Annotated in this window: 23 protein-coding genes and 2 pseudogenes; 12 read left to right on the top strand and 13 right to left on the bottom strand. The window is 37.6% G+C overall.

The features are described 5' to 3' along the window. Positions 1–113: 113 nt before the first annotated feature. Positions 114–1,235, top strand: coding sequence for a tripeptidase T (locus tag D1953_RS01845; RefSeq protein WP_119115439.1), 1,122 nt, complete (start codon positions 114–116; stop codon positions 1,233–1,235). 242 nt (positions 1,236–1,477) lie between these two features. After that, on the top strand, positions 1,478–1,639 hold the full coding sequence (locus D1953_RS21090) for a hypothetical protein (protein WP_182480468.1): 162 nt from the start codon (positions 1,478–1,480) through the stop codon (positions 1,637–1,639). A 34-nt stretch (positions 1,640–1,673) separates the two neighbouring features. Here D1953_RS21090 and zwf read toward each other — a convergent pair whose 3' ends face one another. Further along, entirely contained in the window at positions 1,674–3,146 is a 1,473-nt protein-coding gene (gene zwf / locus D1953_RS01840; protein WP_220453351.1) for a glucose-6-phosphate dehydrogenase, read from the bottom strand. 291 nt (positions 3,147–3,437) lie between these two features. Here zwf and rnz point away from each other — a divergent pair, with 291 nt between their 5' ends. Together rnz and D1953_RS01830 are read left to right on the top strand one after the other, a co-directional pair. Then, complete coding sequence (gene rnz / locus D1953_RS01835; RefSeq protein ID WP_119115437.1) at positions 3,438–4,364, top strand: ribonuclease Z; 927 nt, start codon at positions 3,438–3,440, stop codon at positions 4,362–4,364. A gap of 28 nt (positions 4,365–4,392) precedes the next feature. Next, positions 4,393–5,211 (top strand): squalene/phytoene synthase family protein, encoded by an 819-nt coding sequence (locus tag D1953_RS01830; protein ID WP_119115436.1) that lies wholly within the window; start codon positions 4,393–4,395, stop codon positions 5,209–5,211. A gap of 41 nt (positions 5,212–5,252) precedes the next feature. Here D1953_RS01830 and D1953_RS01825 read toward each other — a convergent pair whose 3' ends face one another. The 3 genes from D1953_RS01825 to D1953_RS01815 form a co-directional block, all read right to left on the bottom strand. After that, positions 5,253–7,058, bottom strand: a complete 1,806-nt coding sequence (locus D1953_RS01825; protein WP_119115435.1) for a carbon starvation CstA family protein — start codon at positions 7,056–7,058, stop codon at positions 5,253–5,255. A gap of 215 nt (positions 7,059–7,273) precedes the next feature. Then, on the bottom strand, positions 7,274–8,011 hold the full coding sequence (locus D1953_RS01820) for a LytR/AlgR family response regulator transcription factor (protein ID WP_119115434.1): 738 nt from the start codon (positions 8,009–8,011) through the stop codon (positions 7,274–7,276). Further along, on the bottom strand, positions 7,986–9,773 hold the full coding sequence (locus D1953_RS01815) for a sensor histidine kinase (protein ID WP_119115433.1): 1,788 nt from the start codon (positions 9,771–9,773) through the stop codon (positions 7,986–7,988). Before D1953_RS01815 ends, D1953_RS01820 begins: the two co-directional genes overlap by 26 nt. A gap of 249 nt (positions 9,774–10,022) precedes the next feature. Here D1953_RS01815 and D1953_RS01810 point away from each other — a divergent pair, with 249 nt between their 5' ends. From D1953_RS01810 to D1953_RS01800, 3 genes are all read left to right on the top strand, one after another. Next, positions 10,023–11,021 carry an ABC transporter substrate-binding protein gene (locus D1953_RS01810; protein WP_119115432.1) on the top strand — a complete coding sequence of 333 codons (999 nt, stop codon included), beginning with the start codon at positions 10,023–10,025 and terminating at the stop codon, positions 11,019–11,021. A 93-nt stretch (positions 11,022–11,114) separates the two neighbouring features. Then, positions 11,115–12,113: an ABC transporter permease gene (locus D1953_RS01805; RefSeq protein WP_119115431.1), complete on the top strand. Its 999-nt coding sequence runs from the start codon at positions 11,115–11,117 to the stop codon at positions 12,111–12,113. A 1-nt stretch (position 12,114) separates the two neighbouring features. Next, positions 12,115–12,909, top strand: a complete 795-nt coding sequence (locus D1953_RS01800; RefSeq protein ID WP_119115430.1) for an ABC transporter ATP-binding protein — start codon at positions 12,115–12,117, stop codon at positions 12,907–12,909. 174 nt (positions 12,910–13,083) lie between these two features. Here D1953_RS01800 and D1953_RS01795 read toward each other — a convergent pair whose 3' ends face one another. The 3 genes from D1953_RS01795 to proC form a co-directional block, all read right to left on the bottom strand. Then, the gene (locus D1953_RS01795) at positions 13,084–13,629 is read right to left on the bottom strand and encodes a MerR family transcriptional regulator (protein WP_119115429.1); all 546 of its coding nucleotides are present in this window, start codon (positions 13,627–13,629) and stop codon (positions 13,084–13,086) included. Positions 13,630–13,850: 221 nt separating this feature from the next. Beyond that, positions 13,851–14,864 (bottom strand): NADPH dehydrogenase NamA, encoded by a 1,014-nt coding sequence (gene namA, locus D1953_RS01790; RefSeq protein ID WP_119115428.1) that lies wholly within the window; start codon positions 14,862–14,864, stop codon positions 13,851–13,853. A 183-nt stretch (positions 14,865–15,047) separates the two neighbouring features. Beyond that, on the bottom strand, positions 15,048–15,893 hold the full coding sequence (proC, locus tag D1953_RS01785) for a pyrroline-5-carboxylate reductase (RefSeq protein WP_119115427.1): 846 nt from the start codon (positions 15,891–15,893) through the stop codon (positions 15,048–15,050). A gap of 526 nt (positions 15,894–16,419) precedes the next feature. Here proC and D1953_RS01775 point away from each other — a divergent pair. The 4 genes and pseudogenes from D1953_RS01775 to D1953_RS21610 form a co-directional block, all read left to right on the top strand. After that, positions 16,420–17,382 (top strand): MBL fold metallo-hydrolase, encoded by a 963-nt coding sequence (locus D1953_RS01775; RefSeq protein ID WP_119115425.1) that lies wholly within the window; start codon positions 16,420–16,422, stop codon positions 17,380–17,382. 4 nt (positions 17,383–17,386) lie between these two features. Further along, on the top strand, positions 17,387–18,178 hold the full coding sequence (locus tag D1953_RS01770) for an SDR family NAD(P)-dependent oxidoreductase (RefSeq protein WP_119115634.1): 792 nt from the start codon (positions 17,387–17,389) through the stop codon (positions 18,176–18,178). A gap of 167 nt (positions 18,179–18,345) precedes the next feature. Continuing rightward, entirely contained in the window at positions 18,346–18,864 is a 519-nt protein-coding gene (locus D1953_RS01765; protein ID WP_119115424.1) for a DUF3221 domain-containing protein, read from the top strand. 9 nt (positions 18,865–18,873) lie between these two features. After that, positions 18,874–19,041: pseudogene (locus D1953_RS21610) on the top strand (acyl-CoA dehydrogenase family protein); the annotation flags it as partial. A gap of 64 nt (positions 19,042–19,105) precedes the next feature. Here the strand turns inward: D1953_RS21610 and D1953_RS01755 are convergent. The 4 genes and pseudogenes from D1953_RS01755 to D1953_RS01735 all read right to left on the bottom strand — a co-directional run bounded on the left by D1953_RS01755 (position 19,106) and on the right by D1953_RS01735 (position 22,833). Continuing rightward, entirely contained in the window at positions 19,106–19,681 is a 576-nt protein-coding gene (locus D1953_RS01755) for a Ger(x)C family spore germination C-terminal domain-containing protein (protein ID WP_119115423.1), read from the bottom strand. Next, on the bottom strand, positions 19,656–20,276 hold the full coding sequence (locus tag D1953_RS01750) for a Ger(x)C family spore germination protein (protein WP_119115422.1): 621 nt from the start codon (positions 20,274–20,276) through the stop codon (positions 19,656–19,658). Before D1953_RS01750 ends, D1953_RS01755 begins: the two co-directional genes overlap by 26 nt. Continuing rightward, a pseudogene (locus D1953_RS01745) lies at positions 20,273–21,750 on the bottom strand (spore germination protein). The gene D1953_RS01750 and the pseudogene D1953_RS01745 overlap by 4 nt, the downstream one beginning before the upstream one ends. 153 nt (positions 21,751–21,903) lie before the next feature. Next, positions 21,904–22,833, bottom strand: coding sequence for an endospore germination permease (locus tag D1953_RS01735; RefSeq protein ID WP_119115419.1), 930 nt, complete (start codon positions 22,831–22,833; stop codon positions 21,904–21,906). 122 nt (positions 22,834–22,955) lie between these two features. On the opposite strand from D1953_RS01735, the gene D1953_RS01730 reads away from it, so the two are divergent. After that, on the top strand, positions 22,956–23,276 hold the full coding sequence (locus tag D1953_RS01730) for an iron-sulfur cluster biosynthesis family protein (RefSeq protein WP_119115418.1): 321 nt from the start codon (positions 22,956–22,958) through the stop codon (positions 23,274–23,276). A 68-nt stretch (positions 23,277–23,344) separates the two neighbouring features. Here D1953_RS01730 and D1953_RS22135 read toward each other — a convergent pair whose 3' ends face one another. Further along, positions 23,345–23,644 (bottom strand): TIGR04104 family putative zinc finger protein, encoded by a 300-nt coding sequence (locus D1953_RS22135; protein WP_425454242.1) that lies wholly within the window; start codon positions 23,642–23,644, stop codon positions 23,345–23,347. A gap of 2 nt (positions 23,645–23,646) precedes the next feature. Next, entirely contained in the window at positions 23,647–24,570 is a 924-nt protein-coding gene (locus tag D1953_RS01720) for an alpha/beta hydrolase (protein ID WP_119115416.1), read from the bottom strand. Positions 24,571–24,624 lie beyond the last annotated feature (54 nt).

The raw sequence follows: 24,624 nt of genomic DNA, 5'->3' as shown, positions 1-24,624 counted from the left end.
CTCAAGGCATAATGGCCTTGGGCTTTTTTGTTTTAGCTTTGCTTCACAATATTTGCCGGTTTATTTTCTAAGAAGTATACTAAGGTAGGATAACTTTTTTGGAGGGTATAAAGATGATTAATGAAAATCGTTTAGTAGAAGAATTTTTTGAATTGGTTCAAATTGATTCGGAAACGAAAAATGAAGCAGCGATTGCCAAAGTATTGAAAGAAAAATTTACAGAGCTTGGTTTAGATGTATTTGAAGATGATACAACAGCAATCACAGGTCACGGTGCAGGTAATTTAATTTGTACCCTTCCAGCTACAAAAGAAGGTGTAGATACAATTTATTTTACATCCCATATGGATACGGTTGTACCAGGGAACGGTATTAAACCATCGATTCAAGACGGATATATTGTGTCAGATGGTACGACAATATTAGGAGCCGATGATAAAGCGGGACTTGCAGTGATGCTAGAAGTGCTAAAAGTGATTAAAGAGCAAAAGATTGCTCACGGAAAAATAGAATTTATTATTACAGTTGGCGAGGAATCTGGTTTAGTCGGTGCAAAAGCGTTAGATCGTTCATTAGTGACAGCGAAATATGGTTATGCACTAGACAGTGATGGAAAAGTTGGGAATATTATTGTCGCAGCGCCGACACAAGCAAGGTTCGAAGCAAAAGTATATGGAAAAACGGCTCATGCAGGTGTTGCTCCTGAAAAAGGAGTTTCAGCGATTACAATTGCGGCTAAAGCGATTTCTAGAATGCCTTTAGGTCGAATCGATTCTGAAACAACAGCGAATATTGGTCGTTTCCAAGGTGGACAACAAACGAATATTGTATGTGATTACGTTGAGATATTAGCAGAAGCTCGTTCACTTGTACCAGAAAAAATGGAGGCACAAGTTCAAAAAATGAAGGAGGCTTTCCAAACAGCGGCTGCGGAAATGGGCGGGCGTGCTGAGATCGATGTAACGGTCATGTACCCTGGCTTTAAATACAGCGAAGGTGATCATGTTGTAGAAGTAGCCAGACAAGCAGCAGAGAAAATTAATCGCCCATGTGAATTACAACAAAGCGGCGGTGGCAGCGATGCCAATGTAATTGCTGGATTTGGCATTCCAACAGTTAACTTAGCTGTTGGTTATGAAGAAATTCATACAACAAACGAAAAAATTCCAGTGGAAGAATTAACGAAGCTTGCTGAAATGGTGCTGGGAATTATCGAAGTTGTTACAGGAGAATAATCTGCAAAAAATTTAGAAGAGTTTTAAGCTTGGGGCGTCTGCAATGATCATTGCAGACGCCTTTTTCGCTCTATAAATATAGATTAATCTATTTTCGGTAAATTCTTAAGACATTTTTATAGTAAGTAAGCATATAGTTATAGGAAATTAGTTATATTACTTTTTTTACCAAAATAGTGTATAATTGATGAGAATAGTATTCTGAATTATTAGATAAAAGGAAGTGGGGGGAGGATAGCATAATGTTTATTGTTTGGCTTGTTCTATCCGTATTTATCTCTTTAATCGTAATAGAGACATCTGTTTCACTCTGGATTAATTCAGGTACAAGGCAAGAGAAGGTAGAAAACAAGTTATTCTTCAAAAATATTCAATGGAAGTTTTTAAAAAAGAAAGCTGTATAAATAAAACGAGGATGCCGCAGTCTAGCATCCTCGTTTAGTTCTCTTGGTCTTCTTGCTCGATTTTTTCTATAGGCCACCAAATATGTCCGTCATGAGCTAATAAAGCATCAGCTGCTGATGGACCAGGGGAACCAGCCGGATAATTCGGGAAGCTTTCATCGTTTGTCTTTTTCCAGACTTCAGAAATCGTATCAATAAATTTCCATGATAAAGCGACTTCATCCCAATGCGTAAAGTTTGTTGCATCTCCACGCATGCTATCTAGTAATAGTTTCTCGTAAGCTTCTGGTGTATTAATATAATCTGTACCTTCATTTGCTAGTTGTAATCTGACGGATTTTGTTTCTGTTGTCGTGCCCGATTTTTTTACATTTAGTAATAGCGTAATGCCTTCTTTCGGTTGAATATGGATGACTAGTAAGTTTGGTGTCAATTTGTGTTCTGCCTGATAGTATAGATTCATTGGCATATCTTTAAATTGGACAACAATTTTCGTTGATTTACGATCCATCCTTTTTCCTGTTTGAATGTAGAATGGTACCCCGAACCAGCGGAAATTGTCGATCATGAGCTTACCCGCTACATATGTTTCTGTATTGGAATCGATGCTTACATTTGCTTCTTCTCGATAAGCAGGCACAGTCTCGCCGTGGATTATACCTTGCGCATATTGGCCGCGAACAAAATAGGTGTTCACCTCTTCTTGACTCATAGGTCGTAATGAACGGAGTAATCGAACTTTTTCGCTGCGAATTTCTTCTGGCGTTAAAGAAATAGGCGGCTCCATAGCAAGCAGGGCGACCATTTGCATCATATGGTTTTGAACCATGTCGCGCAGTGCCCCGCTGTTTTCGTAATAGCGACCTCGTTCCTCTACACCTAGCGTTTCACTGGATGTAATTTGAATATTAGAAATGTATCGGTTATTCCATAGCGGTTCAAATAAGGCATTAGAGAAGCGAATCACTGCAATATTTTGAACCATCTCTTTTCCTAAATAATGATCAATTCGATAAATTTCTTCTTCTTGAAACACTGTACGAATTTGTTCATTTAGTGCTTTCGCTGTTTCAAAGTTTGTTCCAAATGGTTTTTCTATTACGAGGCGTTTGTAGCCTTCTACGTTTGTTAAACCTTGTGTTTTGAGTTGATTTGTAATTGTACCGAAAAACTCTGGTGCCATAGCTAAATAGAAAATGCAATTTCCTTTCAGCTTATATTGATTGTTGATTTGGGATGCAAGCTGTTTTAATTCAATATAAGATTGCGAACTTGTAACATCATGGCAATGGTAATGAAAATGAGAGATAAATGCTTCTATCCGATAATCGACGTTTGCGAACGTCATGACAGAATCTTTGACGTTCTCTTGAAATTGTTCGGTTGTTAATGGACGCCGCGCGATGCCAATAACAGCGAAATTCTGTAGTTTATTTTTTGTATATAATTGATAGAGAGAAGGAAATAGTTTTCGTTTTGCTAGATCACCGGTTGCTCCAAAAATCATGATTAATGCAGTAGGTTTCGTATTTTCTGACACGGTCAATACCTCAACTTTCCTTTTTCACTAGGCTATGTGATAGAACGTGGTTGATTGTTGGTTATAATGAGTTTAAAATCGTTCGATTAAACAGACTTTTTTCCTGTTAGAGTGTTGGAATTATGTTTTTCATTTTACGTTTAGCATTCCCTAAAAAGCAATCATTTCGTTCGTTAAAATTATCAAAGCTTTGTATGCGGCACGTTTGCTTGCAATTATGCTATAGTTAATATAATGAGGATAATCGGAGGTAAAAAAGTGGATTTTATGTTTTTAGGAACGGGTGCTGGTGTTCCGGCAAAGGCGCGTAATGTAACATCAATTGCCCTTCAACTATTAGAAGAACGAGGAACGGTATGGCTGTTTGATTGTGGAGAAGCTACTCAGCATCAAATTTTAAAAACAGCTATAAAACCTCGTAAGATTGAAAAGATTTTTATTACGCATTTACATGGAGATCATATTTTTGGCTTGCCAGGGCTGCTTGGCAGTCGTTCATTTCAAGGTGGAACGGAAAAATTAACAATTTACGGACCAAAGGGGATTGCTGATTTTGTTCGAACGAGTCTTGCTGTAAGTACGACTCATTTAAAGTATCCGCTCGAGATCATTGAAATTGAAGAAGGAATGATATTTAAGGACGAGCAATTTACTGTTTATGCGCTTCCGCTTGATCATGGTATTTATTGTGTAGGCTACCGCATTGTTGAACAAGATCGTCCAGGCAGTTTACTTGTCGATAAATTAAAAAGAGAAGGTGTAAAACCTGGGCCGATTTTTAAAGCGTTGAAAAAAGGAGAACGTGTGCAATTAGAGGATGGTCGTTTACTAGATGGGAACGATTATTTAGGAGAAGCACAAAAAGGGAGAATCATTACGATTCTTGGAGATACGAGAATGTGTGAAAATGCAGTTCGTTTAGCTGTTGATGCAGATTACGTTGTTCATGAATCGACCTTTGCAGCGGATGAAGAAGAGATGGCTAAAGCTTACTTTCATTCCACGACGGTACAAGCTGCTCAAGTAGCGAAAACAGCGGCTGCCAAACATCTTATTTTGACACATATTAGTTCTCGCTACACAGCAAATGAAGTAGAACAGCTTCGTCAGGAAAGCGCAGCTATTTTTCCAAATACAATTGTCGCAGAGGATTTTTTACAAGTGAAGATTCCTCTCTATATATAGAAATAAAGTATAAAAGGAGTGAAGAGATATGATGGAGCAAAACCTATTACATAAAAAAGCGATGGATTTTTTATTAACAACGAGTCGGACGTTTTTTATTCCGATTAGTCATTTACCATCTGGATTACAAGAAGCGATTGGTTCAGCTTATTTGTGCATGCGTGCCATTGATGAAATTGAAGATGATTCGAAGCTTCCTGCTGATACGAAAATTTTTCTATTACAATCTGTCGCTAAATTGCTGCAAGAAGGTCATAGCGCAGCAAGAATTGAAGCACTTTTTACTCCGTTTAAAAAAGATTTACCTGAGGTGACGTTGCTTTTGTCGGATTGGATTGCGTATTGTCCACCGGGTGCATTAGATAAGGTGTTAGAGTCTACTATAGAAATGGCTGAAGGAATGGCGAAATGGGTTGCGAAAAATTGGGAGATCGAAACGGAAGCCGATTTAGATGATTATACGTATTATGTTGCTGGTTTAGTCGGTGTAATGCTCTCAGATATTTGGAAATGGTATGATGGGACAGAAACAAATCGTGAACAAGCGATTGCCTTTGGACGCGGTTTGCAAACGGTTAATATTTTACGTAATCGTGATGAAGATGCGGAGCGTGGTGTTCAGTTTTTCCCAAAAGGGTGGGGGTTCGCTGAGATGCTTGCTCACACTGAGAAAAATTTAGCAATGGCAGAAAAATATTGCCAAACGATTCAAACGAAGGATATTTTGCATTTTTGTAAAATTCCTTTAGAATTAGCGAAAGCCACATTAGTCGCTTTAAAAGAAGGAAAAGAGAAGATTAATCGAGCGGAAGTAACGAAAATTGTAAAGCATGTTGTTGATCAGTAAATCAAAAACCCGAAAAGCTTCAATAGCTTTCCGGGTTTTTATTATGCTATTTCTTTTTTCGATTGTTCTACTAGAATGTGTTGAGGTATTTTACAAAGCTCAATCCATTTTTTAATAGATGTAAGGAGAATAATCACTCCAAGGACAAGCATAATGATGGATAATGTGCCGTTTAATACGCTAAAACCTGTACTTTCTGCATTCCAGTATACATTTTTAATCATCCAATATCCTGCCACATTGACCGTAACATATAAGTAAGCGAGTGGGACTAGACAAGTTAGCATATACCAGCGTTTGTCTGCGATTTTTAAAATAACAGTTGCCCCAACAATTAAGCCGATGGAAGCCATTAATTGGTTGGATACACCAAATAGTGCCCAGATAGAACTGATGTCACCAGAATATAGAAGGTATCCCCAAATGAAACATGCTAGTGCACTAGCAAATATATTTGAAAGTAAGGACTCTGTATTTTTTAAAGGTTTATAAAAATCACCGAAGAAATCTTGAATAAGATAACGAGCTACACGAGTTCCTGAATCAATGGCTGTTAAGATAAAGACTGCTTCAAATAAAATAACGAATTGGAAGAAGTAGGACGCTAATTTTTCGAAAACTGGTATTTCAGTGAAAATATAAGTCATTCCAACGGCGAGTGTTACAGCACCGCCTGTTCTTCCTTCAAGATCCATGCCGATTTCATCGCTTAACTCATCTAAGTGCACCGTTTCCATTCCGAGTGTTGCAAATTTTTCAGGAGCGGAGTTGATAGCGAAATAGTCTCCTGGCTGTAAGGATACTGCAGCAATTAAAGCCATAATGGCTACTAAACATTCAACAAGCATGGCACCGAACGCAACGCCTTTAATATCACTCCAGCGATTAATCATTTTAGGAGTTGTTCCAGAACCAACGAATGCATGGAATCCTGAGATTGCTCCACAAGCAATGGTAATGGAGATAAATGGCCAAACCGGACCAGCAACGATTGGACCGCCGCCGTTAATAAAGTCTGTCAACGCTGGAAACTGAACAGATGGGTTTACGTAGAATACACCGACAATTAAAGCGGCGAAAACCCCGATTTTCATAAATGTACTTAAATAGTCACGTGGAGCAAGCAATAACCAAACAGGCAAGGCCGCTGCGAAAAATGCGTATATTGGTAAAATAATAGCAATTGTACTTGCTTCAAGTGTTAATACATTACCAAGTGCTGTGCCTTGAAGATTTGGTCCGAAAAGAATAGCTGCGATAATTAGACCGAATCCAACGATTGTCGCGGATTTTAGATTGCCGGTCTTTTTATGATAAAGACCAACACCCATTGCGATTGGAATGGTAATACCGACAACAAATGTACCCCATGGGTTGTTTTCTAGTGCATGTAATATAACTAAAGACAGTCCCGCCATTGTAATGGTAATAATAAACAACATCGCAAGGCCTGTACAAAATCCTGCTACAGGACCAAGTTCTTCTTTAGCTACTTCAGATAATGACTTTCCATCTCGACGCATAGAAGCAAATAGAACGACTATATCGTGAACGGCCCCACCAATGACGGCTCCGATTAGTAACCAAAGCAATCCTGGTAAATACCCGAACTGTGCTGCTAAAATTGGTCCAACTAATGGACCTGCAGCTGCGATTGCCGCGAAATGGTGACCAAACGTTACCCATTTATTAGTTGGAACATAATCTTTACCATCTTCTAGTTTATGAGAAGGAGTAGGTTTAGAATCATCTAGTTTTAATACTTTAGCTGCCATAAATGTACCATATAAGCGGTAGACAATTAATAATATACAAATGGAACCAATAACTATAGAAACCGCATTCATTTTTATGACCTCCAAACTTCTGTTATAGTACAGTAATCATACTAAATGAAAGTGCAAATAGGTAGATTTTTGGCCGAAATACAGAAAAATAATGTTCGATTACAAAAAATAAAGGGTGAGATACAATGAATAAACTGAAAATTTAGGATTTTTATAATTTTAATATTTCAGCTATATTGTTATATAACGATTTTAAGCAACAAGAGAATACCAGTTCAGAATTGTAATAACTGCTTTAGTTCTTTTATGTAGGTTCGACTAACAGGAACATTAGAACCGTCATTCATAATGAGGTTGTAAGTTGAGTTAAACCAAGGTTGTATTTCAGAAATGTAATCGATATTGACGATATAGCTGCGATGTACGCGCATAAATGAATGATCCTGTAGTTTTTTCTCTAGCGCAACAAGCGTTTCGCTTACTTTGAATACGTCATCCTTTGTTTTAATCATACATTTACCTTCACTTGATTCAACAAATAGAATAGATGCCATATCAAGTAATATGATTCTTTCTTCTACAAGGATAGCTATTTTGCCTGTTTTATTGATTGGAACGTTAAACGAAGGCTGGATGTCTTGCTCACCTATTTTCTGCAGTTTGGTAATTTTGTTTAACATTTGATACACACGCTGTTCATCGAACGGTTTTAATAAATAATCGAGTGCGTTTAGTTCAAAAGCTTCGAGTGCATATTCGTCATACGCTGTTGCAAATACAATAGCAGGAGTCTTTTTTAGACTATGAAGCTGCTTTGCTAATTGCAATCCATTATCTTCAGCTAATTCAATATCGAGAAAAACAAGATCGGGTTCTTGGACAGGGATGTCTGCCATTGCTTTCTCTAAACAATCTGCTTCTCCTACAACTTCTACTTGTTTGCTGCAAATGAGCAGATACTTTAATTCATCTCGTGCTAACGGCTCATCATCTACTATGTATGCTCGTAACATGTTGTTCAAAAACTCCTTTACTATGAAGAGGAATAGAGATAATAATCTTCGTACCTACATTTAGTTCGCTCTGAATAGTTAATTGTGCTTGCCCATTATAAATGCCCATTAAACGTTCGTGAATATTAAATAAAGCTGTACCTGTTCCCTTTTTAGAGCTGATGGTTCGTTGCCCAAGTTCTCTTCTTCTTTCTTCTTCGATTCCTTTTCCATTATCTTGGACGATAATGTGTATCCTTTCATCTTGTGAAGAAATATTGATTAAGATAGTTCCTTTATTATGATTTCCTCGAGTAAAAGCATGATTAACAGCATTTTCGACTAAGGGCTGTAAAGTAAACGGTGGAATCAACACTTGATTAAGCCCAGGCTCTATATGGAGAGAGAGGTGATAAACATCTGGAAATCTGGCTTGCTCTAACGATAAATAGGCTTTTACATGCTCGATTTCTTTTTCTAATGGAATCATCATTTGCCTAGCTCCTTGTAAATTACTACGAAAGAATGAACTAAGCTCGATTAATAGCTTTCTTGCTTTTTCTACATCGGTTCGGCATAGTGCTGAAATGGTGTTGATGCTATTAAACAAAAAATGTGGGTGAATTTGCGCTTGCAATGCTTTAATTTCTGCGTCTTTTAATAATTTTGTTTGCTGTTCGGCCTCTGCCAATTCTAGTTGAGTAGAAAATAAGTTAGCAAGACCTTCTGCTAGTTCTTTGTGTACTTTATCTAATTTAGCAGGGTCCTTAAAGTACATTTTTAAAGTACCTACAGTTTTATTTTGGACTTTTAAAGGCAGAACAATTGCTGCCTGCAAGGGGCAATCTTTTTGAAAACAATAAATTTCTTCTTTTACTTGTGCAATAGCAACCTTTCCGCTTTCCAATGCTTTTTTCGTTAATCCTGTAGCAAGCTCCATGTTTAGAATATGGTGATCAGCACCTGCGCCAACATGAGATAAAATTTGACGGTCATCTGTAATCGCTACAGCATCTGCATCAGTCAGTTGCAACATTATCTCTGAAATTTGTTGACAAGAACTTGGATTGAGTCCTTGACGGAAATAAGGCAATGTTTGATCGGCAATATGAAAGGCTTGATTTGTTTGATTAGCGCGTGCTCGTTCTTCATCCCGTATCATTGATTGAATAATAAGCATAAAAAGCAATGTTCCAAAACCATTAACAAGAATCATTGGCACACTGATTATTTCAACTAGTGTTACTGCTTGTTCAAATGGTTTGGCGACAATTACAATAATGAGCATTTGTACAGCTTCTAAAAGCATGCCGATTTTAACGGCATAGAGGGGAGTGATTTTTTTTCTACTCTTCCGTCGTTTCTTCCCGTAATAACCAGCTGCAACTCCAGCTAAGACGGTAGAGATTGCACAGGCAACAGCGGTAAAACCTCCTAATGTTAAACGGTGAACTCCTGCAAGCACACCAGCACCAATTCCGACTACTGGGCCACCTATTAAGCCCCCAATGACTACTCCCATGACTCTCGTATTGGCAATCGCATTATCGGGATTAACATCCGTAATCCAATCTACTTTATGAATTGTGTCGTGATGAATTTCTATCCCTGTATAATTACTAATCACTCCAAATGTTCCAAAAAGAACGATGAGCCATATTCGCTCTGTTACGTTGCGTTCACCGTGAACAATCTGGCGAAAGGACTTCATTTGTGAAAGTAAAAAAGCCACAATGACAATAATCCCTACTTTTTCTAACATTAATGATACTAAATTAAACATTGCAATCCATCCTTATATGCAGCATTGAATTTATCTTATACTAGAAATAGGAAATTTGTCGAATACTCGTCATGAAGGTCTGAATTTTTTCTGAGTTTTAACTTTCCTAATATATAGAAAGTTTTAAAAAGAATAAAAATATATTGAAATAATTGCGTGGAAGCGCTTATAATTTAATACATAAAAGCAAAAACGCATAACAGCACTGAATTAGAGAATTTTTCATTATCGAAAAAGAGGGGGAGAAACATGAAGAAGAAATTATACTCAGCTGCAGCAATTACACTTGTAACGAGTGCGTTATTAGCTGGCTGTGGCAGCGATTCAAGCAGTGAGGATACAAAGAAAGGGGACAGCGGAGAAAAAACTTATCAAGTTGGGGTTACCCAAATTGTGCAGCATGCTTCTTTAGATGAGGCGACGAAAGGGTTCCAAGATGCTTTAAAAGAAAGCGACCTAAATGTGGAGTTTGATGTTCAAAACGCACAAAATGATCAAAGTAATAATCAAACAATTGCGAAAAATTTTGTGAGTGATAAAGTGGATTTAATTTTTGCAAACTCGACTCCAAGTGCATTAGGTGCTAAAAATGCAACAAGCGATATTCCAATTGTATTTACATCCGTAACAGATCCAATTGAAGCAGAACTTGTGACATCTTTAGAAAAGCCAGGTGCTAATGTAACAGGTACAACAGATTCTCATCCAGATGCCATCGCAAATACGGTGAAATTTATTGCAGAAGAACTTGGTGCTAAAACAATTGGAACAGTGTATAACGCTGGGGAGAAAAACTCAATTGTACAAGTAGAGAATATGAAGGCTGAAGCGAAAAAATCAGGAGTTAAAGTGGCAGAAGCTTCTGTTTCTACGTCTGCAGATGTAAAAAAAGCAGCAGAATCTTTAATTGGGAAAGTGGATGCATTCTATATTGTGACAGATAATACAGTTGTTTCAGCATTAGAATCGGTTGTAGGTGTAGCGAACGATAAGGATATTCCATTATTCGTAGGAGAGTTAGATTCAGTAGAACGCGGCGGGTTTGCTGCTTACGGTTTCAGCTATTATGATATCGGTTTTGAAGCTGGAGAAAAAGCGGTGGAAATTTTGAAAGATGGTAAAAAACCAGGAGACATTCCAGTTAGCTATCCACAAAATTTAAAACTTGTAATCAATGAAACAGCTGCCAAAGAAATGGGCGTTGAAATTAAAGATGAGTGGAAGAAAGAAGCGGAGCTAGTAAAGTAAGCTCAACCTCTTTTTAGTTCATTGTTTATCTAGGGTCCCTTATGTTTTTGATCTCGGGACCCTTTTATTTTAACTTTAGGAAGGAAGAAAAATATGTTTACAGCCGTATTCAATTCATTTGAATCTGGAATGATTTACGCCATTATGGCACTTGGTGTTTATTTAACGTTTAGGATTCTTGATTTTCCTGATTTGACAGTAGAAGGAAGCTTCGTTACAGGTGCTTCTGTAGCAGCGATTATGATTGTGAATGGTTATTCGCCGATTATTGCCACATTAGCCGCATTAGGAGCGGGTTTTCTTGCAGGTATATTAACAGGCTTGCTGCATACAAAAGGGAAAGTAAATCCTCTTTTATCGGGAATCTTAGTCATGATTGCTCTTTATTCAATTAACTTACGAATTATGGGTACTTCGAATATTCCATTGCTTTCGCAAAAGACTTTATTAACGAATATTCAAGATGCTTGGGCAAAAACAGGAATAGACGATGTATTAAATGGCTTATTAACGGCAATTGGTTTAGGAGACAGTTTACCAAAAACATGGTCTATTTTACTGATGATGTTAGTCATTACGGTTCTTATCCAAGTAGGGATGTCTGTCTTTTTAAAAACAGAAATTGGTTTAGCTATTCGTGCAACCGGTGACAATGAAGCGATGGTAAAAAGCTTCTCCGCCCATACTGGGAATATGAAAGTACTTGGCTTGGCAATTAGTAATGCACTTGTTGCATTTTCAGGTGCTCTTATTGCTCAATATAATGGCTTTAGTGATATCGGAATGGGAATAGGGATGATTGTTATTGGTCTTGCCTCTGTTATTATCGGTGAAGCAATCTTTGGTGCGAAAACGATTGTCAGAGCAACGCTTGCTGTAATTGGTGGTTCGCTTATTTATCACTTTGTTGTTACACTAGCGCTTCGTGTAGATTTCTTACAAACAGGGGATGTAAAACTAATTACCGCTCTTATTGTAATTGGCGCACTTCTGTTACCTCTTATTACGGAAGGTCGGAAAGTAAAAGCACGAAAGAAAAAACGTCTGATGGAATTGCAATTTGATCATAAATCATTGGAGGAGGGGAAATAAGATGCTTCATCTGAATGGAATTTATAAGGTATTTAATGAAGGAACACCAGATGAGAAGCTCGCTCTGCAAAACCTTCAACTTCAATTAAAAAAAGGTGAATTTGTTACGGTGATTGGCAGTAATGGTGCAGGAAAATCAACGTTAATGAACATGGTATCCGGAAAAATTCTTCCTGATGCCGGGGAAGTTCTTATTGATGGTCAAAAGGTATCAGGAGTAGAAGAACACCAGCGAGCCAAACTCATTGGCCGTGTATTCCAAGATCCGATGGCCGGGACAGCTCCACATATGACAATTGAAGAGAATATGGCCATTGCATATGGTCGAACAAATCGCCGAGGTTTACGTTTTGGCGTAACGAATAAACGAAAAGCATTTTTTAAAGAAAGCCTAGAAACGCTTCATTTAGGTTTAGAAAATCGAATGACAGCGAAGGTTGGTTTATTATCCGGAGGGGAGCGTCAAGCGCTATCGCTTCTTATGGCAACCTTTACCAATCCGAAAATTTTGCTTCTAGACGAACATACAGCCGCACTTGACCCTTCTCGTGCAGAACTTGTAACACAATTGACTAAAGAAATTGTTGAGCAAAGCAAATTGACGACATTAATGGTCACACACAATATGCAGCAAGCGATTGATTTAGGTGACTCCTTAATTATGATGGACAAAGGACAAATTATTTTTGAAGCAAGAGGAGAAGAAAAACGGGCGTTGACTGTTGAAAAATTATTGAATGAGTTCCAACGTATTAAAGGTGAAAAAATGAATAATGACCGGGCGGTTTTAGCCTAATCATTTTTATATTCATAGGAAATCCATATATTGTTTTTGAATCAGGAAATAACACAATATTTAGTGCGGAAACAACAGAAAGAAGATGGAGTTCAAACGAAAATTTAAAAATAAAAGGTTTCTCTACACTCTGTGAAAGTGCCTATTCTTTGAGAATAGGCACTTTCTGCATGATTAGTTTGTTTGTGCTTCTTTTTTGGAAGAGCGAAAAAGAGTGCTGAAAAATGGCTTTTTCTTTGACTTTTCTGTTGAAGCTGCTTCGTCGAAGGTAAGGAAGCAGTCGGCTTGTGAGGCTACTTCTAGTTTGGTTTGGAGCGTTTCGATTTGTTGAGTTAGCTGGCAAACAACGCTTTGTAACTCTTCAATCTCGTTTCGATGCTGTAGGATTTGATAGGAGACGACATCATCTGCTTTTGTTGATAATTTCCGTTCAAGATGTTCAATTCTCTCGACTAGCTTGTCATACATTTTAGTTTCATCTTTAGGTGGTTTGTTTGCTACTTTTGCCTTTCGTACTCTTTTTTCATGGATTTTCATGCTTTGCAGAGGGGTACCATTTTTCAGTTGTTCCTGAACCTGCTGGAGTAAGGCTACATCTTCTTCTGAAAATCGATAATGGTTAAGGGGAGTTCGTTCAACCTCTAGTCTTAATTGTGTGACCCAACGAAGAACGGTTTTAGGAGAAACACCTAATAATTTGGACACTTCATTTGTATTCATAGTATTCTCCTCCTCATTTAATATTTACAGGCCGCTATAGTTAATAAGAAGAATTCTAGCTTCGATAGTCAATTCCTTTCAGGATGACAAAACTAGTATTCTTTCGCTAAAGAAAGTGATTTTTCGAGGAGTTTTATTGAGACAGAGCAAAATCCCACCGTATGATGGGATTTTGCTCTGTAGTAATTGTTTCACTATGAATGCGTCGTCAATAATCTTCTTTACCAGCCGCGCTTATATGGCGTAGGTGCTTCTATTTCATAGCGAAGTTCTTTTGCCGTGTTTCTTGGCCAATAAGGGGCGCGTAGCAGTTCACGACCGATAAAAATAAGATCGGCGCGCTCATTTTGTAAAATTTCTTCCGCTTGGATGCCAGTTGTAATTAAACCAACTGCTCCTGTAGCAATAGAGGCTCCGGATCTAATTGTTTCGCTGAACGGTACTTGGTAGCCTGGATAGACAGGAATAGAAGCGGGCACAACAGCTCCAGAACTTACATCAATTAAGTCGACCCCATCTTCTTTCATCCATTTACTGATTTCGATATACTGCTCTGCTGTCATGCCACCTTCTTGATAATCATGAGCAGAAATACGTACAAATAGTGGACCTTCCCATACTTGCTTTACTGCAGCGATGACTTCTTTTACGATTTTATAACGATTTTCGCTAGATCCGCCGTATTCATCATTTCGTTTATTGCTTAGCGGTGAGAGAAATTCATTTAGTAAGTAACCGTGAGCAGCATGTAGTTCAATAACATCAAATCCTGCTTTTTTTGCTCGTGCAGCTGCTTGTTGAAAGGAAAGGATTGTTTTTTCAATATCAGCTTGTGTCATCTCTTGAGGCTGTTTATAAGTCTCATCAAAAGCAATGGGTGACGGTGCATAGATGGTGCCTGGTACTGTCGCTTTTCGACCTGCGTGAGCGAGTTGAATGCCTGTTTTTGCTCCTTGCTCTTTCATCATTGATACGAGCTGTGACAGTCCTGGTAGCTGTTCATCATTCCAAATGCCTAAGTCATTAACGGAAATCCGACCTTGAGGATCAACTGCTGTTGCTTCTAGCATAATTAAACCTACACCGCCAACTGCTCGGCTTGTATAGTGCGTTAAATGCCAGTTTTTAACGTGGCCATCTTCCTGACTAGAATACATACACATCGGTGCCATAACAATTCGATTTTTGAAAGTTACATCTTTGATAGTATAAGTAGAAAAAAGTTTAGTATTCATGTTCATCCCACTCCCTATTTCCTTAAATATGAAATCTAGTATAGCAACTAAAAATCCAATTAGCTAAACATTTGATTGTAAAGAGTAAAAGAGCATGAATCAAAAGAGGCATATCCTGTCCCTTTTAATCACGCTCTTTTTATAATTAAGAATCTCGCTAAATTGACATAAAATCATGCCAATTTAGCGAGGAACAGCATATTGTGCAAGCTGGTCGCTAATTTGTTTCCCCATTCGTTTGGATTGTGCAGTTGCTTCCTCAATGCAGGCGATAAAAGCTTGATCGACTTCATAATTTTGTAGTACTTTTAATCCTGCTTCGGTCGTTCCGCCAGGAGAAGTTACTTCTTTTCTTAAAGTAGCTGGTGATTTTGTGGAATGTTTGAGCATTTCGGCAGCACCTAGCATTGTTTGAATGATTAATTGTTTAGCAGTACCGGCATCGAGGCCGAGATCTTGTGCTGACTTTTCCATTGCTTCAACAAGGTAATATAGGTAAGCAGGGCCGCTGCCGGATAGACCCGTTACAGCGTCTAACTGCTCTTCTTCAACAACGACGACAGAGCCGATTGTTTCAAAAAGCGTAATCGCTGTTTGACGTTGTTCCGCTGTTGTGTACGCATTGGTACTAATTGCTGTGGCTGATTGCCCGACCGTTGCAGACGTGTTCGGCATCGCGCGAATAATGGCTACCTCTTTTGCCGCAATTCCTTCAAGGCTTGCGGTATGAACACCTGCTGCAACAGAGACGAGCATCATCTCAGTTGTAATATATGGTTGAATGGATTGCATGGTAGCTAACATATCTTTTGGTTTTACAGCTAGTAAAACAACGTCAGCTTCTTTCATAGCCTCTTGTATATTTCGTGTCCCTGTTACACCATATTTTTCGTTTAAGGATGCTAATCTAGCTTCATTTGATTTGTTTGTCACGTTAATATTTTTAGGATCTACCACTTGTTCGGCTACTAATCCTGAAATAATAGCCTCAGCCATAGAACCTGCCCCAATAAAGGTTATTTTCTTCATTTTCTTTCGCTCCTTTGTTAAAGTCAAAGGCTCTGTTAGCGAATGTAGCCATGTTTAAATCGCATTATGTAACAAAGCCAAATAAAAAAAGATCTCTCATCCATAAAGGACGAAAGATCTTGCTTCCGTGGTACCACCTTTGTTCAGCTTTCTCCTTTACGTTCGCTGAAAGCTGCGCTTTAAGATCCTTTAACGTGGGATATACGTCAGGTTTTCCTGAAGGCTCATAAGGTAGGTTCAATACATGAGAGGGTGGTGAAGCCTTGCAGCCAAAAGGGAGCCTCACTCTCTATTCACCGTCATCTATTTACTTGGTCTTACTCATAGCCAAACGATTTAATTACTTGTGATTATGCAGGATAAACAAGTAAACTGTCAATATATAATATATGCGCGATACAAAAAAATAACCATAATTATGCGAAAATAATGACAACGTCCAAGAGAAAATGTAAAATATGGATTATATAAGTGTAAGGCTGTTGTGTAACAGGTTTTCAATATAATGCTTAAGGTGGATAAAATAATGGTGAATTGGGAGAATAATATCGCAAAGATTGCATTGCCAACACCGTTTGCGGTTGGTGACGTAAATGTATATGTTGTAAAAGGAGATGCTTTAACTTTAATTGATACAGGCCTTAAAACGAGGGAGGCAAAAGAAGCACTCGATTATAAATTAGGTGAATTAAAGTTGAAAGTAGAAGATATTGAACAAATCGTTTTAACGCATCATCATCCTGATCATGCTGGTGCACTTGATTTCTTTGCCGAAGATGTGCCTTTGTATGGTCATAAAAATAATCAGCGCTGGCTTGATGGGAGCGATGAGTTTTTACATACGTGTAATCAATTTTTTCTTGAATATGCCGATTTACTTGGAATTGAAGAAGAGTTAAAAGGGAAACTAACTTACTCTAAAAAAGAGAGAGCATTTTATAATGGAAGAAAGCTTACTGCTTTTTTAGCAGAAGGTGATGAAATACCGGGTTTACCTAATTGGAAAACGATTGAGACGTTAGGTCATGCACAAAGTCATATATCATTGTACCGAGAAAGTGATGCCGTATTAATTGGCGGCGACCATGTGATTGCTAAAGTATCACCCAATCCGATTATAGAGCCTCCGTTTTCCCCTGGTGAAGAACGTCCAAAGCCATTGCTCCAATATAATGAATCGCTAAAGAAAATACTTAATTTTTCAATTTCGAAAGTGTATTCAGGGCACGGAGAAGAAGTTAAAGGTGTGGAGGAATGGGTTCAATCTCGTATGAATCGTCAGCATGAGCGTGCGATGCAGGTGAAAAAAATGCTGGAAGAAAAGCCGTTGACTGGATTTGAAATTTGTAAGCGTCTATTTCCGAAAGTGTACCGCAAAGAAACTGATTTGACGATGTGGGAGACGATCGGTCAATTAGATTATTTAGAAGACTTAGGGGAGATTAAAAGTGAAATCCAATCGAGTTTAACACTTTTCTCTATTGCGTAATAAGATGACAAGATTGAGAGGAAAAGTTGTTGCTATTACAGGAGCTTCTGGCGGGTTAGGAAAAGAGATTGCAATTCAAGCAGCTAAACAAGGAGCCAGTGTTGTACTGCTTGCAAGAAGTGTAGATAAATTAGTAGCATTGCGCAAGACAATTATTGATACGTTCGGTGTTTCTGTATTTGTATTTGAACTTGATGTAGCAAATTCGGATGAGGTGCGAGCCGTTTTTGACCGAATTGCGAACGAGGTTGGGGAAGTTGATATTTTAGTGAATAATGCGGGATACGGCATTTTTAAGGAAGCTGCTGAAACCGATATAGACGAAGCTAAAGCGATGTTTGATGTCAATGTACTCGGTTTAATGGCTTGTACAAATAACGTACTTTCTTCGATGAAACGTCGGAAAGCAGGGCATATTATTAATATTGCGTCCCAGGCCGGTAAAATGGCTACACCTAAATCATCGCTCTATTCGGCAACTAAATTTGCTGTACTAGGTTACTCAAATGCGCTGCGAATGGAAGTAAAAGAAGAGGGGATTTCTGTTACAACCGTGAATCCTGGTCCTATTGCGACAAACTTTTTTGAAACGGCCGATGAATCGGGTAACTATGTCAAAAACATTCAAAAATTTATGTTAAAGCCGGAAGCGGTTGCTCAAAAAATTGTTGAATCCATGTTGACCAATAAACGAGAAATCAATTTACCGGGTTGGATGAATGTAGCGAGTAAGTTGTATTATTTATTTCCCGCAACAGCTGAACTAGTAGGGAAACGAGCTTTTTTCAAGAAATAAAATATTAGCAAGCTGTACTAAAAAGATATAATTTGGTACAGCTTTTTTGTTCAAGGCTATGTTATGGAAGTTTCACTTTATTTTTAATAGCGTTTGTTTGTTTCAATATCCTGCCTTTTGGAAGATGAATGGGTACATATATTTTTAAAAAATAAGGAGGCAACATTTTGAAGCGAAAGCTGATAAATTTATTATGTTTGTTTGTGATGATTGTGTTAGTCGGTTGTCACCCTTCTGATACTCAGAAAGAGCGGATTGAAAAAGGGGACACAGGGTTTATTACCGACCTTGATGACAAACGGCTTTTAATTAAAAGTACCTATTATAAGATGACGAAGGAGACTCTTATTCAAGATTTGAAGGGCAGAGAGCTCTCCTATGGGGATTTAGAAATCGGAATGAAAGTGAAGCCGTGGTATATAGGAGAAATTAAAGAATCGTTCCCAGCGAAAACGAAAGCAAAGTTCCTTCTTGTGCTGACCGACGCCCAAAGTATAGCTGAACAAGAGGCCGTCAAGAAAGCGATTAATCATGTGACTGAAGCTGCGAGTCAACGATTTATGGTGCTGTATGTATTATATGAGGCGAAGGAAAAAGTTTATAACATTGAGATGATGAATCGTTCTAATACAGACACAAGCTTTACGGTTATGGTAGATGAGCGTAAGAATGAAGTTCTGTATTAATCTGTATAATTAACATTAAGAGCTGCACAAGCCGATATGCTGCATAATGGAAGTGCAGGTTATTTGAAAAAAAGTGATCCGTCACGAAGATTACGCGAAATCTATTTCTTTGCAAACTTAACTCCAACGGTGAAGCAATTAGAAAAAATGCGAAAGAATATAGTGAAAATCAACTAAAAAGAAGCTGGCTTGAAAATTTGTAGTTTCGAGCCAGCTTCTTTTTCTATTTGTAGAAGTATAATCATTTTTCGAGAATCTCTTTATCTTTAAATGGTTTTGCTTTTAATATGCCTGTGTTGGTAAGCTTAACATCTATATGAATGGCTTGAAGGGCATCTCTATGTAAATAATCATTTGGCTCATTAAAGTGATGAGCTTGCCAAAATCTCAGCTCTTTTCGATAGAGTATTTCACCTAAATTAAGCGGATCAGCGTTGTTTCTTAAGCCTACTTCAAATGTTTTTCGGATGTCTTGGGCAATCGAAGCTTTTAATGATTGCTCTAGATCCTTTATGCTCTTATGAGATGTAAGTCCTAGAATATGTCCTGATACAGAACAATCAATGATAAATTTTGCTTGATCTCCTTCTATGATGGGTGTAATCTTCGTCTTCGGATGTGCCATGGAAAAATAAGCAAATCCATCTTTTGTTTGGATGTCAACAGGCGTTCTCGTTGTATCTTTTGTCATCCAGCGAATACCTGCCAATTCTTCTTCTGAATACCATGGTTTGGATTTATTGTAGAATAAGGTATAGGCACCATCAATGACGAATGTTTTTAGTTTCTTCTTAGTTATCCTTCCAATCTTTTGCATTCCATGTAATGGACGGGACTATGGTTGTTGCTGCAGCTTCTCGATATTGGGCAATAAATTCTTGAATCGTAATGGGCCTGATGAAAGAGCGGTTTCTATATACTTCATCAGGAAAATGGAGCTCAGAATACATAGGAGATAAATTGAAAAAGCCAGTAATCTTAAAGAGCTCATCTATAGGCTTTTTCGTAACAAAAAAATTGCTTGAATAACGGATAAAGTTATTACGAAAAGCAGAGTCAATAATGTCATTAATATCTTGCTTTAAGGCATTTTCTGTTAAGATAAACGTATGAACGTGTCCAAGAAATAAACGTTGCTGTGCTGTTTTGTATAAGTTATTAATCGCTTCTGTAATCGTTTTTCCACTATTATGACCTATATAGGATCTTGAAGGAGTAGTTGGCTTCATTTCTTGTTTGGCGACTCCAGCGAAATCAATTAGTTGGACATATACAATATACTTTCCTTCTTTATAATCAACCGCAAAAGTTGTGACATAGTGTATGTCTTGTATGCTTTTTTGATCCCAGCAACCAGATAAGAGTAGCAGACAAATCATGAGTACCAAGCCTTTTTTTATTATCCTTTTCATGTTTGTCCCCCTTTCCTTGTTTGATCGATTGTTGATTCGTTCCTTTTACTCGCCCATTTCCACGGCTTTTTTAAGAAGGAAACAACCATTTTGTTTAGAGTAGCAGGTGAGAAATCATTCATGTATGGAATGCCAAATGATTCTAAGCTTGATAGGAGAGCGGTTGTCATAATAAAACCGATAATTAAGCCATATATGCCAAGAAAAGAGCTCAGAATAAGAATCACAAATCGAAGTACTGTGACAGCACCTGTTAAAGCTTGGTTAACAAGTGTAAATGAAGCAACTGAAGTGGTGGCTGCGACTACAAGCATTGTTGGGGATGTTAAGCCTGCACGAATGGCTGCATCTCCTACGATTAATCCTCCAACAACAGCAACCGTTTGTCCAACAGCTTTTGGAAGACGGACGCCTGATTCGTGAAAAAGTTCAAATAATGCAAGCATAAGGAACATTTCCATAGTTGCAGATAGCGGTAAACCAAGACGTGAGACACTGATTGTGGCGAGTAGGCTAAATGGGATTTGTTCAATATTAACGGTAGAAAGCGCGACCCAAAATCCAGGTATTAATATTGAGAGAAAAAACCCTCCAATACGCAAAATTCGCTCAAATGAAACGTAAAAAAAAGGAAGGTTCGAGTCTTCCGCTGTTTTTACTTGTACAAGTAATGTCGTGGGAGCGACGATAGCTGTTGGCTGCCCATCAATAATTAGTATGAATCGCCCTTGATTTAAACACTCGACACAATAATCAGGACGACTTGTATAATCTGTCAGCGGAAAAAGGGTGAATGGATGTTCTGAGATTAACTCTTGCAGTTGTTGACTACTTGTTAGAATATCAATATTTAATTCATTTATTTTTGTTGTAATGGTGGTCACTAAAGAAGGTTCAATAATATCATTCATATATAGCAGAACAACTTTTGTTTGACTACGTTTACCAACAATGAATTCTTCTACTGTGAGGGTGGAAGTCCGCAACCTTTTCTGATTAAGGCAACATTGACAGATACATCTTCAATAAAGCCATCGCGTGGTCCACGAACAGACACTTCAAAAGCAGATTCTTCTGGCTGACGATTTGGGACTTCGGGAATGGCAATTGAATATAGTTGTTGCTTTTCTTCAATGAAAATAAGTACTTCTCCACCAAAATTGAATTGGTATAAAGATTCGAAGTTGCCATCAAATGATAGTGAACGAAGATCCATTAATGTATTTGTAAAGGATTCACCTTGGTGTTTATTTTTATCTTCTTCAATATAAATAATTTTTTCAAGATCCTCTAAAATATGGTCATTCAATTCTGTCATATTGACGAGACTAGGAGCAAAGAAAACCAACATTTTGACTGGATGATTGGTTGTCTTTGAAAAAATTGTTTTAAAGTGAACATCAGGGCTATTAGAAAATTGATTACGAAAGGTATCGTCTGTATATTTTTTAGTATCGTTTTTAAACAGTTTCATTTTTCTTCGCCTTTCTTTTTGGTTTCAATAGGGCACAAATGAAAAACAGAAGCGCGAGTGCGTATAGAAAATAAGAAGTATTTGTAAAATAATAGTTTTTCATAAAGGTGTAAAACGACATATTGCTCCACGGAATAAGCGGCATGATTACGACTAATAAAGAAAGAAAAACAAGAACGATTTTTTGACAGCTGGTTTTTGAAGATTTAATAAATCGACAATCATAAACATAGGTAAAACAACGCGAATAAAGGCACCTGCCAGCCATTGATAAATAGAGAAAAAATCTGTATGTGAAATGTATTTTCCGATTTTTAACAAGCGCCATTGTTCATAAGAAGGATGGCGTAATTCGCTAGATAAAATAGGACCAAATTCAGCAAGTGCGCCAGTAATCGGTCCGAATATAAGGATCATTAACATGAGTGTTAAATACACAAGTGTTTTCGCTTTAAATCGTTTGGTATCTGTAAAGTGATGTTGCAAAATAACAAGAAAAAGGAGCTCTAAAAAGCCGTTAGAGGCATAAATAATCGCTTTTGCTCCATGAAAATAGCCTTGTTCAAACAATGGAAATAAAAAATGAAAATGTTTCTTTGGCATATTTCCAGTAGAAACGAGGATGCCTAATACAACGACAATAGGCAGCAGCAGGGCTGAATTAATCGATATAGCACGAAGCCCTGCCTGTGCAAGAAAGAAACAAACAATAGCAAAGGGAAGGACAATTGCAAGTAATGGTGTTTCAAAAAGAAAGCTCGATACAACCCAATCTACCATATCTTTAATAGTGACGAGTATCATTGATAGTAGATAAAGAATGATGAGCCAAATCGTCAGTTTAGCGAATCGTTTTCCTATTCTATTTTCAAGCCATATATGGAGGGGCTTCTGTTGCTTTCGTCTTAAAATAAATAATAAAAAAAGAGCAAAGAAACAACCAATTCCAGATGTTACTAATGACCAAAACCAAGCATCCTGACCAGCTGTATCAAAAAGAATGGGTATAATCATCACATGATTAAAGAGACCGATGGATAGGGAGAGTACAAAAAACATCTGGGTTGAATCAATTTTTTTCATAGATAAAGACTCCCGCTATTTTTTTAATAGCTTAAGCGGAAAAGTGAAAAATATTCAGTAGAGGAATGATTCAACAGAAAACGATGGATTATGTATAATGAACAAGTTAAGGAGGGGTTTATATGTATATCGAATGGACAGAGAAAGCTTTAACGAAAGTAACGGAAAAGATGAATGGAGTTAGCGGGTATCTACTATTAAAATACGATACAGATGATTGCGGCTGCGCAGTTAATGGAGTAACTGTGCTTTGGCTCGTTCAGGAGCTGGATGCAGATTTTGAGAAGATTGATACGAATGGTCCAACTATTTATGTAGAGAAATCGAAAATGATTTATTTAGATGAAATGATGAAATTTGATTTTGTAGAATCAGCGAATTGTTTTATGCTCAAAAGTCCGAATGAAATTTTAAATCCACGGCTTAGTTTTTATCGAAAATAGTTCACAGGAATAAGGTTGTCTCAAAGTTGATTGTTGAGACAACCTTATGTATTTTTGGCAACATACAGTTACCACATTGGTTCATCCTTATTGTTTAGTTTATATAAAAAGGGCATCCAAATCAGTGCCAAAACAATTGTTAGGAATTGTAAAGATATAATGATTTTAATAGGTAAGTTGAATGATAATAACGGTATGGAACTTAAGCAAGGCATGACGGACAATAGGCTTATTTGGTTTCTTGACTTTTTTGATAGATATTGAAAAGTTTCGCAGGAGGAGCATTTAAGCTTATTTTTAAATGTAAACATTTTGCAAAATGTTTCTCTCCAGCTCCATTTAGCATAACAATGCTGACATGTCGGCATAATCAAGTACCTTCCTCTTTATCATAAACATATGTTTCTAAAAATAGTTTAACTTGAGCTTTATATTCTTCAGGATTTTCGTTATAGGACTGGGCATGAGCCCCTTTTTTCGCTAAGTAAAGCTGTTTTGGCCCTCTTTTTTTCTCATATAAGGCTTGTGTCATGGAGGCAGGAATGAAACGGTCGGGTTCACTATGGATAAATAAAATGGGTTTTTGAATATTGTTTACATAGTCAATTGGAGAGACTTCACTTGTCCAGTAGCCATCACGCAGTTTAATGAAAGCGCGACCGATTGGGAAAACAGCCCATGATGGTACAGGAACTTCCTGACTCATTTGATGTTTAATTTGTTCCTCGAAGTTTGAGAAGGGACAATCAGCGATATAAAAATCAGCCGCATCTTCAAGCATCCCAGCGTATAAAAGTGTCGTTACGGCTCCCATCGATTCACCGTGAATACCAAGCGTAATGTCATTGCCTTTGCGTTTCTTTACCTCAGCTATAACTGCTTGTAAATCAAACTTCTCATAATGACCGTAACTGCTCGTTTTACCACCGGATTCACCATGACGGCGATGATCGTAGATAACGGCATTAAATCCAAGTTTCATAAACATATCGGCATATTTAAAAGAATTGATTTTATTTTCGGTGACACCGTGACAAATAATGATCCATTTTTTTGTATCATGGGGTTCGATTAATACACATTTTAACGAATAGCCTTCTGGAGAGGGAATGGGGAGTTCGGTTTTTGGTAATGCTTCGAACTCTTTTATACTAAACCGTTTCGCCTCTATTTCGCGATTTTGTATAAAGGCATCTTCTTTTTTCTTCATAAACATAATGCGATTGGACATATACATTCCGATGGCTATTACATAACTTAGAATACCTGCGATAATAACCCACCATTTTTTCATGAAATTTCCTCCTATTGCTATTATTGTATCATTCTAAGCAAGAAATCAAAACAG

Source organism: Peribacillus asahii (assembly GCF_003570725.1).
Taxonomy (GTDB): domain Bacteria; phylum Bacillota; class Bacilli; order Bacillales; family DSM-1321; genus Peribacillus; species Peribacillus asahii.
The sequence above is the reverse complement of the archived record's forward strand: the minus strand, read 5'-3'. Positions and strand labels throughout refer to the sequence as shown.

Bases quoted from the DNA above. Each gene is read 5' to 3' on its own strand.
- D1953_RS01845 (WP_119115439.1), top strand. From the start codon at position 114: ATGATTAATGAAAATCGTTTAGTAGAAGAATTTTTTGAATTGGTTCAA.
- D1953_RS21090 (WP_182480468.1), top strand. From the start codon at position 1,478: ATGTTTATTGTTTGGCTTGTTCTATCCGTATTTATCTCTTTAATCGTA.
- zwf (WP_220453351.1), bottom strand. From the start codon at position 3,146: ATGATTTTTGGAGCAACCGGTGATCTAGCAAAACGAAAACTATTTCCT.
- D1953_RS01830 (WP_119115436.1), top strand. From the start codon at position 4,393: ATGATGGAGCAAAACCTATTACATAAAAAAGCGATGGATTTTTTATTA.
- D1953_RS01825 (WP_119115435.1), bottom strand. From the start codon at position 7,058: ATGAATGCGGTTTCTATAGTTATTGGTTCCATTTGTATATTATTAATT.
- D1953_RS01820 (WP_119115434.1), bottom strand. From the start codon at position 8,011: ATGTTACGAGCATACATAGTAGATGATGAGCCGTTAGCACGAGATGAA.
- D1953_RS01815 (WP_119115433.1), bottom strand. From the start codon at position 9,773: ATGTTTAATTTAGTATCATTAATGTTAGAAAAAGTAGGGATTATTGTC.
- D1953_RS01810 (WP_119115432.1), top strand. From the start codon at position 10,023: ATGAAGAAGAAATTATACTCAGCTGCAGCAATTACACTTGTAACGAGT.
- D1953_RS01805 (WP_119115431.1), top strand. From the start codon at position 11,115: ATGTTTACAGCCGTATTCAATTCATTTGAATCTGGAATGATTTACGCC.
- D1953_RS01800 (WP_119115430.1), top strand. From the start codon at position 12,115: ATGCTTCATCTGAATGGAATTTATAAGGTATTTAATGAAGGAACACCA.
- D1953_RS01795 (WP_119115429.1), bottom strand. From the start codon at position 13,629: ATGAATACAAATGAAGTGTCCAAATTATTAGGTGTTTCTCCTAAAACC.
- namA (WP_119115428.1), bottom strand. From the start codon at position 14,864: ATGAATACTAAACTTTTTTCTACTTATACTATCAAAGATGTAACTTTC.
- proC (WP_119115427.1), bottom strand. From the start codon at position 15,893: ATGAAGAAAATAACCTTTATTGGGGCAGGTTCTATGGCTGAGGCTATT.
- D1953_RS01775 (WP_119115425.1), top strand. From the start codon at position 16,420: ATGGTGAATTGGGAGAATAATATCGCAAAGATTGCATTGCCAACACCG.
- D1953_RS01770 (WP_119115634.1), top strand. From the start codon at position 17,387: ATGACAAGATTGAGAGGAAAAGTTGTTGCTATTACAGGAGCTTCTGGC.
- D1953_RS01755 (WP_119115423.1), bottom strand. From the start codon at position 19,681: ATGCAAAAGATTGGAAGGATAACTAAGAAGAAACTAAAAACATTCGTC.
- D1953_RS01750 (WP_119115422.1), bottom strand. From the start codon at position 20,276: ATGAAAAGGATAATAAAAAAAGGCTTGGTACTCATGATTTGTCTGCTA.
- D1953_RS01735 (WP_119115419.1), bottom strand. From the start codon at position 22,833: ATGAAAAAAATTGATTCAACCCAGATGTTTTTTGTACTCTCCCTATCC.
- D1953_RS01730 (WP_119115418.1), top strand. From the start codon at position 22,956: ATGTATATCGAATGGACAGAGAAAGCTTTAACGAAAGTAACGGAAAAG.
- D1953_RS22135 (WP_425454242.1), bottom strand. From the start codon at position 23,644: ATGCCGACATGTCAGCATTGTTATGCTAAATGGAGCTGGAGAGAAACA.
- D1953_RS01720 (WP_119115416.1), bottom strand. From the start codon at position 24,570: ATGAAAAAATGGTGGGTTATTATCGCAGGTATTCTAAGTTATGTAATA.